Here is a 16,814-nt window from a genome sequence, read left to right on the forward strand (position 1 = left end):
CCATCCCCCACCGCGACAGGAGGCCACCAGGTGCCAGCGCACCCGCACACCGTCCTCGATCTCGCGGCACGTGTCGGCGCGCTCCTGCTCGGGAGCGCAGCAGCAGCGTCCGAGGTCGTCGACACCATGCGCGACATCGCCCGCACGGCAGGGCTCTCCGAGGTCACCGCCGATGTGACCTACAGCGAGATCGTGCTCGCCGACCGCTCGCCCGGCGCGGCGCCGACGACGCGGATCGAGAACATCCGCGGACGCAGCTTCAACTACGGCAGGTACATCGACGTCACCCGGCTGGTCGACAGGTTCGTGCGAGGCGACCTCGACGTGGACCAGGCCCTCGACGAGGTCGGGCAGATCGAGCGCGGGGCGGGCCGCTACCCGTGGTGGATGACGCGGCTCGCGGCCGGGGTGGCCGGCGCCAGCGCCGCGCTGATCTTCGGCGGCGGCTGGCTCGTCATGGCCTTCGCGTTCGTCGCCAACATGGTGGTCGACTGGGCGTTCGCCCGCCTCGGCCCACGCGGCTGGCCGGTGTTCTTCCTGCAGCTCCTGACCGGCGCCATCGCGGTCGCCGCCGCGGCCGCCGCGGCCCTGGTCGACCCGGGCGTCGACTCGTCGCTCGTCGTCGTCTCCGTGATCATCCTCATGCTCGCCGGGCAGACCTCGACCGGCGCGGTGCTGGACGCCGTCATGGGGTGGAACCTCACAGCCGTCGGCCGCATCTTCGAGGCGGTGATGAACACTGTCGGCCTGGTGGTGGGCATCAAGGCGGGCATGCTCGTCGCCGACCGCATCGGGATCGACCTGCAGATCACCGCGAACGTCGCCCCCGAGGCGCTGCCCCTCGCCGTGCTCCTCGGCGCCGCGGCCCTCATCGCGTTCGGATTCGGCGCCTTCGCCCAGATGTCCCCGCTCGTGGTGCTCGCCGCGTCCGGGCTCACCACCCTCGGCTACCTGGCGTTCAACACGGGCGTCGACGCCGACCTCGGGACGCTGTGGGCCTCCGGGACGGCCGCCCTGATCGTCGGCGCCCTGGCGCCCCTGCCGGCGCGGTGGCTCCAGGCGCCGTCGGCGGTGTTCGCCGGCATCGCGATCATCCCGATGCTGCCCGGCGTCCTGCTCTACCGGGGCCTGCTGCTGACGCCCGACGACTTCGTGGGCGGCGTCGCGCTGCTCGTCGAGGCCCTCGCCACCGCCGTGCTGCTCGCCAGCGGCGTCGCGCTCGGCGAGTACCTGACAAGCGTCACGTGGCGGCGGCTGCGCCGGTTCGAGAGCCGGTTCGTCCCCGTGTTCCTCAAGCCGTTCACGCGCCGGCCCAAGACCGGGCGCCGGCTGGCCCGCTGAACGGCAGCGGCCCGGGCCTCGCACCAGGCGAGGTCCGGGCCGCTCGAGCCGCTCAGAGGTACAGCGGTGTCAGCTCCACGTACTCGTCGATCGACCCGTCGCGCAGGCAGACCTCGATGATCTTGCGGCCCAGCGGGTCGAGGTCCTCGGTGAGGAACTCCGAGAGCTCGCTCTTGAAGAAGTCGGTGAGGATCTTCGCGCCGGCGTCGTAGGCCTCCACGCCCACCTGCGACTGCTGCTCGGGGCGCAGGAACGTGGGCCGCACGAGCTGCCCGTCGATCTTCATCTCCTTGAGCGTGTAGCCGAACAGCGAGCAGCGCGCGGGGACCAGCTCGCTCTCGCGCACGCGACCGCCGCCTCGGCGGGCCAGGTACTCGCGGGTCAGCCACTCGGCGGAGAAGCCCACCTTGTAGGCGCCGATGTGCTGGTTGGGGGTCAGCACGTAGCGGGTGCGGTTCGCCTCGACGAGCTGCTGGAGCAGCAGGTTCGCGGCCGCCACCTTGGTGCCGGTGGAGAACGGCCAGTACGAGCCGACGCCCTCGGCGACCATGCCGCCGTGCGCGAGCTTGTCCGTGGCGGCCTTGCTCTCGCCGATCGACGGGTTCTTGTCGCCGCGCGGGGCGATGAGCCGCCACAGCCAGGCCAGCGAGGCCGGCACCACGTGGGTCATGCCCATGATCCCGTAGGACGGCTTGTCCCGGGTGCACGCGGGCATCCGCACGCCGAAGGTGCGCACGTCCACGTCGGCGGGCTCGCTGACCACGTGGCGGATCTGGCTGCGCGGGATGACCACGCGCGGGTTGGGGCACCGCTTGCCGTTGGAGTCGAGCGTGTGCTCCCAGGGCAGCACCGTCGAGTCGGGCATGCCCTCGATGTTGAAGAACACCAGGGGCTGCTCGGGGTGGATGCAGGCCCGCTCGAACGCGACGTCCTGGCCGTACTCGGTGAGGTTGTCGACGCGGACGAACCAGCCGTCCTCGGCGTCGGACACGACGAGCTTGCCGTCGCCGCGCTGCAGGTCCTTGTGGCACAGCGTCATGTCATCGGTCACCGGCGCCAGCGCGCTGGTCTCGCCGAGCGTGATGACGTACGGCTCCTTGGTCACGACGTTGGTGCCCAGCAGGATGCGGCCGTCCTCCTGGCGGCGGATCTCCTGGTACATCTCCGACTTGCCGCCGCCCGAGGCGCCCTCGTGCATCACGACTGTCTCGTTCTCGTACGGGGTGGTGACGCGCACCGACGACGCGTGCGCGGTGACCCAGCCCTCGTGCTCGCCGATGTCGAGCAGCACCGAGAACACGCCCTTCTTGGCGCTGGGACCCGGGTACAGGTTGTACGCGAACACCTCGTGCAGCGAGTCCGTGCGATCGTGCACGACGACCTGGCGGCCGTCGAAGTGGGTGTGCCGGAACGGCGGCGCGACGTACACGATGCTGCGCGGCGTGAACGGCCCGATCTCGTCGAGCGTCACCCAGCCCTGCAGGTCCACGAGGGTCAGCGCGAAGAACGCCGAGTTGACCGGGCAGATCGCGAGCGACGGGTAGCCGTGGGTCAGGCCGCCGGCCTTGAACGGCACGACGGCGAGCTCCTGCTGCGAGAGCCACTCGAGCGTCTCGGCCTTGACGGGGGCGAACTCGGAGCCGAAGACGTCGCGGTAGCGCGGCTTGTCCGTCGGCAGGTCGTCGGCGACGCGCATGCAGTCCGGGTCCCGCCGGCGCATGTAGTCCTCGGGGTAGTTCACGGCGATGCCGTTCTTGCCCCGGACCACCGTGGCCTCGGTGACCGGGGAGCCGTTGACGTCGTAGTCCACCGAGAATCGGGGGCCGCCCTCGGGGCCAAGCGCCAACTGGTACAGCTCGTCGCGCGTGCTCGGCACGACGACGCTGGCACACGCGTCGAGGGCGGCCCGCACGTCGGGGGGCAGGGTCACGATGTCCAGGGGTCGACTCACGGCTACTCCTTCGTCGGGCACTCTCGCGGGGAGACAGACGCTGTCGGGGCTGCGGGGGCAGCGATCGCGCGCACTGCACTCTTTACCCGGAGATTACGACTCCATGACATCTCAGACCTGGGACCTTTGGGACGCGTTCTGCCGGGCAGATCCGGTTGCGGAGCCCGAGGACCACGCGGAGCATGAGCCAGGTGGTCGATGTCAGCGCACCACCCAGCCCCGCCCCGCCCCGCCGGGACAGCAGCACGCTGCTCGGAACCGTGGGCGTGGGCCGCCTCAGCCGCGCGGAGCGCATCGCGAAGGGCCGCCAGGCGCGATCCGAGGCGCCGCGCTCGAGCCTCGCGCAATGGCAGCCCGAGGCTGACCGGCCCGACCCGGTGGGCCTGCTCGTCGAGCGGACCCACACCCGGGTGCCGGAGCTCGTGCCGATCCACTTCGGCCGGATGCTCGCCTCACCGTTCGCCTTCTACCGCGGCGCGGCCGCGCTCATGGCCTGGGACCTGGCCCGGACGAAGACCTCGGGCGAGCGGGTCCAGCTATGCGGCGACGCGCACCTGTCCAACTTCGGTGGCTACGCCTCCGCCGAGCGGGAGATGGTCTTCGACCTCAACGACTTCGACGAGACCCTGCCCGGCCCGTGGGAGTGGGACCTGGCGCGCCTCGTGGCGAGCTTCGAGCTCGCGGGCCGGGAGCTGGGCTTCACCGGCCGCGAGCGCCGGGACGTCGACCAGGCGACCGCCCGGGCCTACCGCCACGCCGTGCGGGACTTCGCCGACCAGAGCAACCTCGAGGTCTGGTACGCCCGGATGACGGCCGGGGCGGTCCTCGCCCGCTGGGGTCCCGACGCGGGCCGCAAGGCCATCCGCACCCTGGAGCGCCGAGTCGACAAGGCGCTGCGCAAGGACAGCACGCTCGCCTCGGCACGGCTCACCCGCCAGGACGGGGACACCGTCCGGCTCGTGTCCGACCCGCCGCTGCTGGTGCCCGTCGGGGAGCTGTTCGACGACGCCGAGCGCGACGAGCTCGTCCAGGGGGTGGCCGCGGCGTTCCGGCGGTACCGGCGCACACTGCCCACCGACCGGCGCGACCTGCTCGCCCAGTTCCACTACGTCGACATGGCCCGCAAGGTGGTGGGCGTCGGCAGCGTGGGCACCCGCGCCTGGGTGCTGCTCATGCACGGCAGCGACGGCGCCGACCCCCTCGTGCTGCAGATCAAGGAGGCCGCCGAGTCGGTGCTCGCCTCGGCCGCGGGGCGCAGCGTGTACGCCAACCAGGGGCAGCGCGTCGTCGCCGGGCAACGCCTCATGCAGTCCAGCTCGGACATCTTCCTGGGCTGGACGCATGGGCCGGGGACGGACGGCGCGGACCGCCACTACTACGTGCGGCAGCTCTGGGACTGGAAGTTCTCCACCGACATCGCCCACCAGACCCCGGCGACCCTGGCGATCCTGGGGCAGCTGTGCGGCTGGACCTTAGCCCGGGCGCACGCCCGGTCCGGTGACCGGGTGGCGCTCGGCGCCTACCTCGGATCGTCGAACGTGCTCGACCGTGCCATGGCCGACTTCGCCGCCGCCTACGCGGACCAGGCCGAGCGCGACCACGCTGCCCTGGCGCAGGCCGAGCGCGACGGCCGGGTCACCGTGCGACGCGGGGTGTGAGCAGCGGCCCATGGCGACGGCACCGCAGACGTCCACGACCACGCCCGCGAAATCGCGCAAGGGCGGCCTCGTCCTGGGAGTGCTGGGCGCGAGCCAGTTCCTGATGACGCTCGACAGCTCGGTGATGAACGTGTCGATGGCCACGGTCGCGGCCGACGTCGGCACGACGATCACCGGCATCCAGACGGCGATCACGCTCTACACGCTGGTCATGGCCACGCTCATGATCACCGGCGGCAAGGTGGGGAGCATCCTCGGGCGGCGGCGCGCGTTCGCGATCGGGCTGGTCGTGTACGCGTGCGGCTCGACGGTGACGTCGCTGGCCCCGAACCTGGGGGTGCTGCTGCTGGGCTGGTCGCTGCTCGAGGGGATGGGCGCCGCGCTGATCATGCCGGCGATCGTCGCGCTCGTCGCCGCGAACTTCCCACCTGAGCGCAGGGCCTACGCCTACGGGCTCATCGCCGCCTCGGGCGCCATGGCGGTGGCCGCCGGGCCGCTGATCGGCGGCGCCGTGACGACCTACGCGTCGTGGCGGTACGTGTTCGCCGGCGAGGCGGTGATCGTCGTGGTCATCCTGCTGCTGCTCCGCCACATCGCCGACGTCGCCCCGCACCCCCTCAAGCTCGACCTGGTCGGATCGGCGCTGTCGATCGTGGGGCTCGGGCTCGTGGTCTTCGGGGTGCTGCGCTCCGGCGACTGGGGGTGGGTCATCGCCACGCCGGGCACGCCGACGATCCTCGGCGGGTCGCCCGTCATCTGGCTCATCGTCATCGGCTCGCTGGTGACCTACCTGTTCATCCGCTGGCAGAGCCACCTCGAGCGCACCGGCGGCGAGCCGCTGCTCGACCCGAAGATGCTGCGGAACTCGCAGCTCGTCGGCGGCCTGAGCATGTTCTTCGCGCAGTTCACGGTGCAGGCCGGGGTGTTCTTCTGCGTCCCGCTGTTCCTGTCGGTCGCCCTGGGGCTCTCGGCGGTGGAGACCGGCTTGCGGGTGTTCCCGCTGTCGATCGCCCTGCTCGTGGCCGCAGGGGGCATCCCGCGGATCTGGCCGCATGCCAACCCGCGCCGCGTGGTGCGGTTCGGGCTGCTCACCATGACGGCGGGCATCCTCGTGCTCGTGGGCGGCCTCAGCCCCGCGGCGAGCGCGAGCGTCGTGGCCATCCCCATGGTGCTCATGGGCCTGGGCCTCGGCTCCCTGTCCTCGCAGCTCGGCGCGGTGACGGTCTCCGCGGTGCCCGACGAGCAGAGCGCCGAAGTCGGCGGGCTGCAGAACACCGCGACCAACCTCGGGGCGTCCCTGGGCACCGCGCTGGTGGGGTCGGTGCTCATCGCGACGCTCACCTCGGCGGCGCTGTCGGGTGTGCAGAACAACCCCGACATCCCCGACTCGGTCAAGAGCCAGGCCACCACACAGTGGGCCAGCGGCGTCCCGTTCGTCTCGACGGCCCAGCTCACCCAGGCCCTCGACGACGCGGGCGTGGACCAGGCCACGGCCACGCAGATCATCGACGTGAACGACGACGCCCGGATCAACGCGCTGCGCTCCGCGCTGTCCGTCGCGGCGCTCATCGCGATCGCGGCGCTGTTCTTCACGGGCCGCCTGCCGCGCACGGCGCCCGGGCAGCTCCCGAAGCCCGGCAGGGCGCCGCCGGAGGGCAAGGCAGGCGAGGCCGAGCCCGGTGAGGCGGGGAGAGAGCCGGACGCGGCCACGGCGTGAGCGTCAGTGGCACGCGTCAGGATGGGCGCATGCCCGATGACCTGCCCGTGCCCGATGACCTGCCCGTGCCCGCCGACCTGCCCGAGCTGCTCGTCCCCGACGCCGACGCCTGGCGCGCCTGGCTGCTCGCCCACCACGACACGTCGCCGGGCGTGTGGCTCGTGCTGCACAAGGCGGGAGGCACGCAGACCGCGCTCACGTACGCGGCGGCCCTCGACGAGGCGCTGTGCTTCGGCTGGATCGACGGGCAGGCCCGCTCCCGCGACGCCGAGACGGCGCTGCGGCGCATGACGCAGCGCCGCCCGCGCAGCAGGTGGTCGGCGCGCAACGTGGAGCACATCGCGCGGCTCGAGGCCGAGGGCCGCATGCACGACGCCGGGCGGGCCCAAGTGCGCGCCGCGCAGGCCGACGGCCGCTGGGAGGCCGCCTACCCGGGCAGCGCGACGGTGCAGGCGCCCGACGACCTGATGGCCGCGCTCGCCGCCGAGCCGTCCGCACTGGCCTGGTTCGAGGCGCTGACATCGGCCAACAGGTTCGCGGTGCTGTACCGGATCACCTCCGTGAAACGGCCCGAGACCAGGGCGCGCAACATCGCCGACGCCGTCAGCCGACTCTCCCGAGGCGAGACCCCCTCCCCACAGAAGCGCCGCCCGGCAGGCCTCTGACCTCGTACATTGAGCGGCATGGATCGTCACCCCACCGCGCAGGCGCTCATCGGGACCCTCATCATCGCGATCGGGGCGGTGGCGTTGCTCAACCAGCTCGACGTGATCGACGTGGGCCTCGGCGAGCTGCTCAGCACCTGGTGGCCGATCGTGATCGTGCTCATCGGCGGGATGGGGCTGGCCAACGTGCCGCGCGCCTGGCCGGCCCCGGCCGCTGTCGCCGCCGCCGGCGGCCTCCTGCTGGCCGGGAACCTCGGCGCAGTCGACGGCGGCCTGTGGTCGCTCACCTGGCCGGTGGCGATCATCGTCGTCGGGTTCTCGTTCCTCACCCGCGCCGCGACCTCCCGCGCTGACGAGCGGCGCATCACCGCGACGGCGATCTGGTGGGGCTCCCAGCACCGGCCGCTCACCCAGGACTTCCGCGGCGCGCAGCTCAGCGTGCTCATGGGCGGCGTCGACCTGGACCTCCGCAACGCGCAGATCGTCGAGCGCGCCACCGTCCGGGCGTTCGCGATGTGGGGCGGCATCGACATCAAGGTGCCGCCGAATTGGCGCGTCGAGATCACCGGGCTGCCCCTGCTGGGCGGCTGGGAGAACCGCACCAAGGCGCCTGCCGATCCACTGGCGCCGGTCCTCGTGGTGCGGGCGATCGTGCTCATGGGCGGCGTCGACGTCAAGAGCAAGGCGCCCGCGACCGTCTGACCGCCGGCGCCGTCAGTGCTTGCGGTGCCGGATCTTCTCCGCCGCGAGGCCCACGGCCGCCGCCTTGGCGCCCGCCTCGGCGGTTTTCCGGCTCACCTTGGCGGCGCCCTTGGCCGCCTTCTTGGTGGTCTTGCGGGCCGCCGCCCGCACGTCCAGCCGTAGCGCGTCGAGCAGGAACGTCAGCGCGGCGCCGAACATGATGACGTCCTTGGCGTACCCCTCGCCCTGCGCGTTGGGACGCAGGTCCCCGGGGCCGCGGTGCAGCGACGGCGTCTTGAGGTACATGCCGAGGAGCGCCCCGGAGAACGCGGTGAACCCCGCCGCCACCACCGTCCGCGGCAGCACCGGCACGATGAGCGCCGAGCCGAGCGCGATCTCCGAGCTGGACAGGAGGTTCGCGAACTTCTTCGGCTCCATGTCCCCGAACTGCGGATACGCGGCGGCCGCCATGGCCTGCATGCCCCGCGCCGCGTCCTCGTCGGCGCCCCTCTTGCTCAGCCCCGAGTTGAGGATGTAAGCGCCCGCCGCCAGTCGCAACGGGATGAGATGGATGTGCATGTGTCCTCCTGGGCCAGGGTCAGTGGCACGCGGACGCGCGTCATGGTGACGCTACGGCTGAACTGCGCGATCAACATCTCGAGACGGAGCCCCGCCTCCTGGACGCATGTCCGGCTCGACATGCGGGATTCCTGGCCAGATGAGAAGTTCTTCCACGTCAGCCATCGATCCATCACAGGGAGACACACCTCATGGGCTTCTTCGGCTTCCTCCTCCTCGGCCTGCTCGCCGGCGTCATCGCCAAGGCGCTCCTCCCCGGACGCCAGGGCACCGGCTGGCTGCTCACCCTCGTGCTGGGTGTGCTGGGCGCCGTGCTGGGCGGCTGGCTCGGGAGCGTGCTGTTCAACAAGGGGCTGGAGGAGTTCTTCTCGATCCAGACCTGGCTGCTCGCGATCCTCGGCTCGGTGATCGTGTTCCTCATCTACGGGGCGCTGCGCAAGCGCTGACTCGCACGCGCCCGGGGCGCGGGCCATCAGCCCGCGCCCCGGACACGCCGACGTCGAAATCACCCCATTCGTCGCATTCGCCGATGTGCGGCCCCTACGTTGTCGCCATCAGATCGATCTGCAGGACCGCCGTGGGCCGTCCCGGCCCAGGCGCCGCTCCTCGACCAGGAGGTCCTCATCGTGAGAATGCGTCGAACCGCACTCGGGCTCGTCATAGCCGGGGCACTGACCGTGGGCGCCGGGGTGGCGTCGCCGGTGGCGGCCCACCCGCCCGCCTCGAACCCCCACACCTCGACCGCGGCGGCCTTCGCCAAGAAGGTCACCGCCAAGAACGTCCTGCGCCACCTCGGGCAGCTCCAGAAGATCGCCGACCAGAACGGCGGGAACCGCGCCGCCGCCACACCCGGCTATGAGGCGAGCGCCCGGTACGTCGAGAAGACCTTGAAGAAGGCCGGGTACACCACCGAGCGGGACTACTTCACGTTCGACCGGGAGATCCTCGACGCGCAGACCCTCACCCTGGCCCCCGCCGCAGGCGACCCGGTCAGCTACGTGGTCGACCAGATGGCGTACTCCGCGAGCACGCCCGTGGGCGGCGTCACCGCTGACGTGGCCAGCCCCACCGACACCTTCGGCTGCACCCCCGAGACCTGGGAGGGCGTCGACGTCACGGGCAAGATCGCACTGGTCAGCCGCGGCGGCTGCACCTTCGCGATCAAGGGCGCCACCGCCGAGGCGGCGGGCGCGGCGGCCACCGTCATCTACAACAACACCGACGGGCTCCTCAACGGCACACTCGGCGAGGAGAACGGCGTCGGCATCGCCGTCGCGGGCATCTCCCTGGCCGACGGCCAGGCCCTCGTCGCCGCGGCCGCCTCCGGCCCGCTCGCCCTCACGCTGGACGTGCGGTCGCACACCGAGACGACCGAGAGCTTCAACGTGATCGCCGAGACGAAGAAGGGCCGCGACGACAACGTCGTGATGCTCGGCGCCCACCTCGACGGCGTGGAGGAGGGGCCCGGGATCAACGACAACGGCTCAGGCTCCGCGGCGCTGCTCGAGGTGGCCGTCCAGCTCGCCGACGCCAAGAAGCTCAACAACACGGTCCGCTTCGCCTGGTGGGGCGCCGAGGAGCTCGGCCTGATCGGCTCCACCCGGTACGTCACCGACCTCGCCGCCCAGGCGGGCGAGCTCGACCGCATCGCCACCTACCTGAACTTCGACATGGTGGGCTCGCCGAACTACATCATCGGCGTGTACGACGCGGACGAGTCGACGTACGAGGCGCCGGTGGCGGTGCCCGAGGGCTCCGCCGCCACCGAGGACGTGCTCACCGACTACTTCGACAGCATCGGCCAGGCGTGGGTGGACACCGAGTTCTCGGGCCGCTCCGACTACCAGGCGTTCATCCTCAACGGCATCCCCGCCTCCGGCCTGTTCACCGGGGCGGACGACGTGAAGACCGACGAGGAAGTCGCCCTGTTCGGCGGCACTGCCGGGATCACCCACGACCCGAACTACCACTCGCCGGGCGACGACCTGACGAACATCAACGCCGAGGCGCTGGGCATCATGAGCAAGGCGATCGCGTTCGCGACGTACTCGCTCGCGCAGGACACGTCGGCGATCAACGGCGTCTCCGGCCCCGGCGACCAGCCGGTCAAGCCGAAGCCCGGCAAGCCCGGCAAGCCGTGGAAGCACGGCAAGAGCCACGGCGCCCCGGGGCACTGGGACAAGGCGGCCTGACGCGCCTCACACCCCGCAGGCACGGGCGGGGCTGGTGGACATGTGGTCCGCCAGCCCCGCCCGTCATGTGTGCCGCAGTCAGCGTCCGGCGACCGCCGGCTCGGGCTGCGTCGGCGGGAAGAGCCGGCTCAGCACATCCGACAGCGTGATCACCCCGGAGAGCCCATCCGGCCCCTCCACCACCGCGAGGTGCTGGCGGGTCTCCCGCATCGCCGCGAGCGCGCTCGACACCGGGGTCGCGACGGGCAGCATGAGCACCGGCCGCATGAGCTCGACCACCGGGAGGTCGTCCCGCTCGGTCAGGGTGTCCCGCACGTGGACCACGCCCACCAGGGCGCCGGCGTCCGCCACGAGCACCCGCAGGTGCCCCGAGGCGAGGCTGGCCGCGCGCACGTCCGCCACGGTGGCGTCCCTCGGCACGGACGTAGGCCGGACGTCGGGCCGCAGCAGGTCGGCCACCGTGAGCCGCTGCAGGTCCAGCGCCCCCGCGAGCTGCGCGGAGAACCCCGCGTCCAGCGCGCCGACGTTCACCGAGTGCTCCACCAGATGCCGCAGGTCGTCGGGGTTCTGCCCCGCCGCCACCTGCCCGGCAGGCTCCACGCCCACCTTGCGCAGGCACCAGTTGGCCATCCCGTTGAGCGCCACCAGCAGGGGGCGGGTCAGCACCATGAAGCCCCGCATCGGCAGCGCCAGCATCGTCGCCGACGCCTCCGGGTGGGCGATGGCCCAGGACTTCGGCGCCATCTCCCCCACCACCAGGTGCAGGAACGTCACGATCATCAGCGCCAGGACGAACCCCGCCACGTCGGCGAGGACCAGCGGCGCGCCCCACGCCTCGAACAGCGGCGTGAGCCAGTGGTGCACCGCGGGCTTCGTGATGGCGCCGAGCGCCAGCGTGCACGCCGTGATGCCGAGCTGCGACCCAGCCAGCAGCAGCGTCAGCTCCGAGGAGCTGCGCAGCGCGGCACGCGCCGACCGGCTCGTCGCCGCCGCGTCCTCCAGCCGGTGCCGCTTGGCGGCGAGCAGGGCGAACTCGATCGCCACGAAGAACGCACTGAGCGCGATCAGCAGCACTGTCACAGCGATGACTGCCCACGGGCCGCTCATCGGTCCCCCTCCTCGGTGTCGGCGGTGGCGGCAGGCGGCTCGGCCTGCGTGAGGTCGGGGAACGTGACCCGCACCCTGGCGGGCACGTGACGCTCGACCTCCTCCACCTCCACGCGCATCACGACAGGCGGGGGCGCATCGGCCAGGGCCAGGTGGGCGGGATCCGGCGGGAGCTCGACGTCCACCACCGTGCCCACATCGGGCAGGCCGCCATGAACCGCGATCACCAGGCCGGAGATGGTCTCGTAGTCGCCGCGCGGCAGGTCGTGCCCGACGGCGCGCTCCACCTCGTCGACGTGCACGTCACCGGCCATCAGCCAGATGCCGTCCTCGTCCTGCGGCGCGCCCAGCGGCACGTCCTCGTCATGCTCGTCGGTGATCTCCCCGACGAGCTCCTCCGCGAGGTCCTCCAACGTCAGCACCCCGGCGAAGCCGCCGTACTCGTCGACCACGCAGGCGAGTTGGTTGCCGGCGCCGGTCAGCACCCGCAGCGCGTCCGGCAGCGGCATCGATGTGGCGAGCATCAGCGCCGGGCGCATGATCGACGCGGCCTCGTCGGCGTCACGGCCGTCGATCGCCAGCACGTCCTGCAAATGCACCACGCCGACCACCTGGTCGTCGTGGTCCAGGACGGGGTAGCGCGAGTGCCCGGTGCTCATCAGCGCGCGCACGTGGCTGAGGGTGTCGTCCGCCCGCACCACGTCCACCCGCGAGCGCGAGATCATCGCGTGCTCCACGTCCTGCTCCGGGAAGTCCAGGATCCGGTCCAGCAGCACCGACAGCTCGGCGGGCAGGTCACCGCTCTCCCGGGAGTCCGCGACGATGTGCTCGAGGTCGCGCACCGTGGCCGAGTGCTCCACGTCATGCACCGGCTCGATGCGCAGCGCGCGCAGCAACAGGTTCGAGGCCTGGTCGAAGATGCGGATGAGCCACCCGAACACCGCCAGGTACGCGGTGGTGGACCTCGCGAGCCACAGGGCCACCGGCTCCGGGCGCGCGATGGCCAGGTTCTTGGGGAACAACTCCCCCACGACCATCTGCACGAATGTGGAGAACAGCAGCGCGAGCACCGTCCCGATCGCGATGCCGACGCCGGTGGGCACGCCCACCCCGCCGAGCGCCTCGCCGAGGGAGGCCCCGATCAACGGCTCCGCCACGTACCCGACCAGCAGGCCGGTCACGGTGATCCCGAGCTGCGCGCCCGAGAGCATGAAGGACGTCCGGCGGGTCACCGCCAGCGCGCGCTGGGCCCCCGCGTCACCGGCCGCCGCACGCGCGCCCAGGCGCGAGCGGTCCACCGCCATGTAGGCGAACTCCTGGGCCACGAAATACCCCGTGACCGCCGTGATCGCCAGCACCACCAGGATGCCGAGCAACAACGTCAGCACCCACATCACCACCCGCCCCCCTTCGGCACTGCGCTCTCGCGCGGCTCATGGGGGCGTCTACTGTCGCTGTCCATCGGTCTCCAGGTAGGGGGCAGGCTGACGAGGACCCAACGATCGAATGCCCCCGCCCGTTCCCGACGGCTGGTGTGGCGCCGCACACGATCGTCGGGCCCCACGGCGCGCGCCTGAGCGGCGGGCCAGGTGCGTGCCCCGAATCGCTGCGCGGCACGGGCGCCGCACGCCAGGATGTCCGGATGAGCGAGCCGGCGTCCGACACCACGCCAGCGCAGTCGTGGGATCTCCCGACGGGCGAGCACTCCGCGATCCCCGTGCCCTTCGCGAGTTGGCTGATGCGGTTGATCGCGGTGCTGCTCGACCAGGCGCTGGTCGCGGGCGTGGCCTTCCTCGCGTCCGGGAGCATCGGATACGAGGGCCCGACGCTGCACCCGGGCGTGGCGAACCTCATCCAGGACCCGTCGGGGACGTCCGTCGTGTCGGGCTGGGTCGTCGCGACGCTGGCGCTGATGGCGCTCTTGCAGGCCTACCTCGGCGCGACGCCGGGCAAGTGGATCATGGGGATCGCCGTGGTGCGGACGGCCACCGGCCGGCCCGCCGGCGCGCTGCTCACCGTCCTGCGCACGGTGTCGCACCTGCTCGACTCGATCCTGCTGATCGGGTACCTGCGCCCTCTGGTCAACCGCGAGCGCCGGACCTTCGCCGACAGCATCGCGGGCACGTATGTGCTGGCCACGAGGCGCCCGCTGCCGTGGGTGTCGCCGCTCGTGGACCAGAGGGGTGGGTGGATCGAGCCGCCGCCACCGTGGGAGGAGCCCGCCCAGCCCCGCTGGCGCCGCGTCGTGGGCTCGGTCGTCATCACCGCAGGCGTGCTCGGCATGGCCTTCTCCTGCGCGCCGACGTCCGGGACGAGTGGCGGGATCAGCCTCCAGTGCTGGGCGCCCTCAGACACCGACGGCACTGCTGGCCCCGTCCTGACGGAGGCGTGGGCCACCGCGCAGTCGTCGAACGAGTGGACTCGGCTCGGGGTCACGCGTGGGGACCGCACGCTCCCCCGGCTGGACGTGACCTGGCAGCTCATGGGCGACTACCAGATGGACGACGTCTCCTTCGCCGCGTCACAGGACACCTGGTGGGCCACGGTGCGCGGCGCGGACGGCGCCGTGATCCGGACGATCAGGGTGACCTCCGCGCAGGCGATCGACGGGCTGACTGGCGCCACCTTCACCGGGGACACGGTGAAGGCGTCGGTCCCGTGGGAGGCGGTCGACGAGGCCGTCGTCGGCGCATGGACCTTGGAGGCGGGCCAGACCCGGGGCGGGCAGGCAGTCGCGAGCTGCAGCGCCTTCTGAGCGCGGTCGGCGGGCCGCACCCTCAGGGTCGCCGCACGCTGCGGCGCAGCCTGTCAGAGGCCTGCGTGTCATCCATCGGATGAATTTTGATCGAGGCGTGGACTCCTGCGCTCCCCGCGGATAACCTCCCCGGATGCCGCGCCGATCAACGTTGACCGCTGCCCTGCTCGTCGCCCTCGCGCTCGCGGCGTGCAGCGGCCCCGACCCCGAGGCTCCCCCCGTCGACACGTCCCGCGCGCCCATCGACGACGTCGACACCTCCACCGGCGAGGCCCCCGACACCACCGACGACGGGCCCACCGACGCCCTGGCCCACATCACGAGCTGCGACCAGGTCGCCGCGCTCACCGGCGGCCTCACCGACGGGCTCACGCTCGTCGACCCGTCCGTCGATGAATGGGGGTTCGCTTGCCTCTGGGAGGCGCCGGACGCCACCGACCTCGCCGAGGTGCGCTCCATCGAAGTCATCGGCCAGCCCTTCGACCTCCGTGGGTCGATGACCACCCCCGCGGACATCGCCGCCGGCGGGGTGCTGACCCAGATCCCCGACGCGACCCTTGAGCAGGCCGGTGGCATCGCCTACTCGATGCGGCTCGGCGACGTGGTCAGCGCGCTCGCCGTGACCATCCAAGTGCCCGACGCCGAGATCTCCGTCGGGGGCGGAGGCTGGGCCGGGCAGACGGCCGGGCTCGACGAGACCGCCGCCGTCCGCATCGCCACCGCAGTTCTGGGCCTCTGACCGGGCGGCCTGTGGGACGCTGTGCCGCCCGCCCCGACAATTCAGGAGCATCCCGTGGTCGCAGACGTCCAGGACCTGGTCCGCATCGAGCGCTTCGCCGTCGAGCAGAAGATCACGATGATGGTGAACCGTTACGAGATCCGCGCCCTCGACGTGGACGGCAACCCCGGCGCCGTGCTGGCCGTCGCGCAGCAGAAGCGGATGGCCTTCAAGGAGCAGGTCACCTTCTACACCGATGAGTCCCGCCAGACGCCGGTCTTCGGGTTCAAGGCCCGGCAGCGTGTCGACCTCGGCGCCACCTACGACGTGACCGACGCGCAGGGCGCCCCCATCGGCTCGTTCCGCAAGGACTTCGGCAAGTCGCTGCTCCGTTCCACGTGGCACCTCGACGCGAACGGTGTCAACGCCATGGGCCAGGAGCGCAGCCAGGGCGTGGCCATCGGCCGCCGCATGTGGGAGATGTTGCCGGTGATCAGCGAGATCCCCGCACCGTTCGTCTTCCACTTCGACTTCCACGACGCGGGCGGCCAACTCGTCATGTCGTCCGTGCGGCGGCGCTCGCTGCGCGACAGGTACGTCGTCGACGTCCCCGGCGGACGGCTCGACGGGCGGGTCGCCGCCGCGATGGCCGTGGCGCTGGACGCCCTCCAGTCCCGCTGAGCATCCCGCCGGCCTGGCGCCGGCCCCCGGCTGGCGGCATCATCGGCTGCATGGCGCACACCACGTCCCGCTGGTCGATCCGCTCCGAGGACTCGCTGCTCAGCATCGGGTCCCGGGGGTCCGTGCTGTCGATCGGCTCGGTCGGGTCGGTGTTGTCCGTCGGCTCGGTGGGTTCCGCGGCGTCGGTGCTGTCGATCGGCTCGGCGTTCTGCGTCGGCTCGCTGCTGTCGGCCGCCTCGCTGTGGTCGGTGATGTCGTGGCGGTCGCGGCGCGGCGTGATGGGCGCACCCGCGCACAGGTGACGGCTCAGGTCGCGCTGTCGGGCGTGGCCGTCGAGCCCTCGTAGAGCCCGATCACGTTGCCGTCCGGGTCCGAGACGACAGCCCACCAGCTCGTCGCGTCGATCTGCGTCTTCGGCGCCCGCACCTCCCCGCCCAACGCCACCACCTGCCCCAACAGGTCGTCGATCGAGTCCACCTCGACGTAGCTGCGGGGGGCGGTGAAGTCAGCGTCCCGCGGGGCCAGGCCGCCGCCGCTGATCTTGTTCGGCGCCTGCCACATCGGGTACCCCTCGAAGCCCGGCGCCTCCTGGATCTCCCAGCCGAACAGCGGGCCGTAGAACGCCTTGGCCCGCGCGAAGTCCTCGACGGGGATGTCGATGTGCGTGATGTCGCCGTGTGCCATCTCGTCTCCTCAACGCAGGGCCGGGCCGCCCGGGTGCGGCTGGGCCGACTCTTCGCAGCGTAGGTCGGGCGGCGGCGGGCCGCGC

16 protein-coding genes are annotated in these 16,814 nt (G+C 71.9%); 11 read left to right on the forward strand and 5 right to left on the reverse strand.

Features of this window, described 5'->3' with window-relative positions; translation table 11 throughout:
* The first annotated feature begins 30 nt into the window (after positions 1–30).
* Positions 31–1,341 (forward strand): threonine/serine ThrE exporter family protein, encoded by a 1,311-nt coding sequence (locus tag QUV83_RS08825; protein WP_289563956.1) that lies wholly within the window; start codon positions 31–33, stop codon positions 1,339–1,341.
* A 52-nt stretch (positions 1,342–1,393) separates the two neighbouring features.
* On the opposite strand, the gene QUV83_RS08830 is transcribed toward QUV83_RS08825, so the two are convergent.
* Positions 1,394–3,292 carry a DUF4914 family protein gene (locus tag QUV83_RS08830; RefSeq protein WP_289563958.1) on the reverse strand — a complete coding sequence of 633 codons (1,899 nt, stop codon included), beginning with the start codon at positions 3,290–3,292 and terminating at the stop codon, positions 1,394–1,396.
* Positions 3,293–3,474: 182 nt separating this feature from the next.
* On the opposite strand from QUV83_RS08830, the gene QUV83_RS08835 reads away from it, so the two are divergent.
* The 4 genes from QUV83_RS08835 to QUV83_RS08850 all read left to right on the forward strand — a co-directional run bounded on the left by QUV83_RS08835 (position 3,475) and on the right by QUV83_RS08850 (position 8,034).
* Positions 3,475–4,950, forward strand: a complete 1,476-nt coding sequence (locus QUV83_RS08835) for a DUF2252 domain-containing protein (RefSeq protein ID WP_289563960.1) — start codon at positions 3,475–3,477, stop codon at positions 4,948–4,950.
* A gap of 10 nt (positions 4,951–4,960) precedes the next feature.
* Positions 4,961–6,667: an MFS transporter gene (locus tag QUV83_RS08840; protein ID WP_289563961.1), complete on the forward strand. Its 1,707-nt coding sequence runs from the start codon at positions 4,961–4,963 to the stop codon at positions 6,665–6,667.
* A gap of 65 nt (positions 6,668–6,732) precedes the next feature.
* Complete coding sequence (locus tag QUV83_RS08845; protein ID WP_289564000.1) at positions 6,733–7,332, forward strand: YdeI/OmpD-associated family protein; 600 nt, start codon at positions 6,733–6,735, stop codon at positions 7,330–7,332.
* Between the two features lie 18 nt (positions 7,333–7,350).
* On the forward strand, positions 7,351–8,034 hold the full coding sequence (locus QUV83_RS08850; protein WP_289563963.1) for a LiaF transmembrane domain-containing protein: 684 nt from the start codon (positions 7,351–7,353) through the stop codon (positions 8,032–8,034).
* A 12-nt stretch (positions 8,035–8,046) separates the two neighbouring features.
* Here QUV83_RS08850 and QUV83_RS08855 read toward each other — a convergent pair whose 3' ends face one another.
* Positions 8,047–8,592: a hypothetical protein gene (locus tag QUV83_RS08855; RefSeq protein WP_289563964.1), complete on the reverse strand. Its 546-nt coding sequence runs from the start codon at positions 8,590–8,592 to the stop codon at positions 8,047–8,049.
* Positions 8,593–8,783: 191 nt separating this feature from the next.
* Here QUV83_RS08855 and QUV83_RS08860 point away from each other — a divergent pair, with 191 nt between their 5' ends.
* Together QUV83_RS08860 and QUV83_RS08865 are read left to right on the forward strand one after the other, a co-directional pair.
* Complete coding sequence (locus QUV83_RS08860) at positions 8,784–9,038, forward strand: GlsB/YeaQ/YmgE family stress response membrane protein (RefSeq protein WP_289563965.1); 255 nt, start codon at positions 8,784–8,786, stop codon at positions 9,036–9,038.
* Positions 9,039–9,224: 186 nt separating this feature from the next.
* Complete coding sequence (locus QUV83_RS08865; protein ID WP_289564002.1) at positions 9,225–10,784, forward strand: M20/M25/M40 family metallo-hydrolase; 1,560 nt, start codon at positions 9,225–9,227, stop codon at positions 10,782–10,784.
* A 78-nt stretch (positions 10,785–10,862) separates the two neighbouring features.
* Here the strand turns inward: QUV83_RS08865 and QUV83_RS08870 are convergent, their stop codons facing one another.
* Together QUV83_RS08870 and QUV83_RS08875 are read right to left on the reverse strand one after the other, a co-directional pair.
* Complete coding sequence (locus QUV83_RS08870; protein ID WP_289563966.1) at positions 10,863–11,891, reverse strand: hemolysin family protein; 1,029 nt, start codon at positions 11,889–11,891, stop codon at positions 10,863–10,865.
* A complete protein-coding gene (locus QUV83_RS08875; RefSeq protein WP_289564003.1) occupies positions 11,888–13,285 on the reverse strand; it encodes a hemolysin family protein in 1,398 nt (465 codons plus the stop codon). Before QUV83_RS08875 ends, QUV83_RS08870 begins: the two co-directional genes overlap by 4 nt.
* Positions 13,286–13,533: 248 nt before the next feature.
* Between QUV83_RS08875 and QUV83_RS08880 the strand changes: the two genes are divergently transcribed.
* From QUV83_RS08880 to QUV83_RS08895, 4 genes are all read left to right on the forward strand, one after another.
* Positions 13,534–14,646 (forward strand): RDD family protein, encoded by a 1,113-nt coding sequence (locus QUV83_RS08880; RefSeq protein ID WP_289563967.1) that lies wholly within the window; start codon positions 13,534–13,536, stop codon positions 14,644–14,646.
* 133 nt (positions 14,647–14,779) lie between these two features.
* Positions 14,780–15,385: a hypothetical protein gene (locus tag QUV83_RS08885; protein ID WP_289563969.1), complete on the forward strand. Its 606-nt coding sequence runs from the start codon at positions 14,780–14,782 to the stop codon at positions 15,383–15,385.
* 54 nt (positions 15,386–15,439) lie between these two features.
* The gene (locus tag QUV83_RS08890) at positions 15,440–16,045 is read left to right on the forward strand and encodes a hypothetical protein (RefSeq protein WP_289563971.1); all 606 of its coding nucleotides are present in this window, start codon (positions 15,440–15,442) and stop codon (positions 16,043–16,045) included.
* A gap of 50 nt (positions 16,046–16,095) precedes the next feature.
* The gene (locus QUV83_RS08895; RefSeq protein ID WP_289563973.1) at positions 16,096–16,347 is read left to right on the forward strand and encodes a hypothetical protein; all 252 of its coding nucleotides are present in this window, start codon (positions 16,096–16,098) and stop codon (positions 16,345–16,347) included.
* 4 nt (positions 16,348–16,351) lie between these two features.
* Here the strand turns inward: QUV83_RS08895 and QUV83_RS08900 are convergent, their stop codons facing one another.
* Positions 16,352–16,729, reverse strand: coding sequence for a VOC family protein (locus tag QUV83_RS08900; protein WP_289563974.1), 378 nt, complete (start codon positions 16,727–16,729; stop codon positions 16,352–16,354).
* Between the last annotated feature and the right edge of the window lie 85 nt (positions 16,730–16,814).

It is taken from the genome of Cellulomonas cellasea, from assembly GCF_030372105.1.
GTDB lineage: Bacteria > Actinomycetota > Actinomycetes > Actinomycetales > Cellulomonadaceae > Cellulomonas_A > Cellulomonas_A cellasea_A.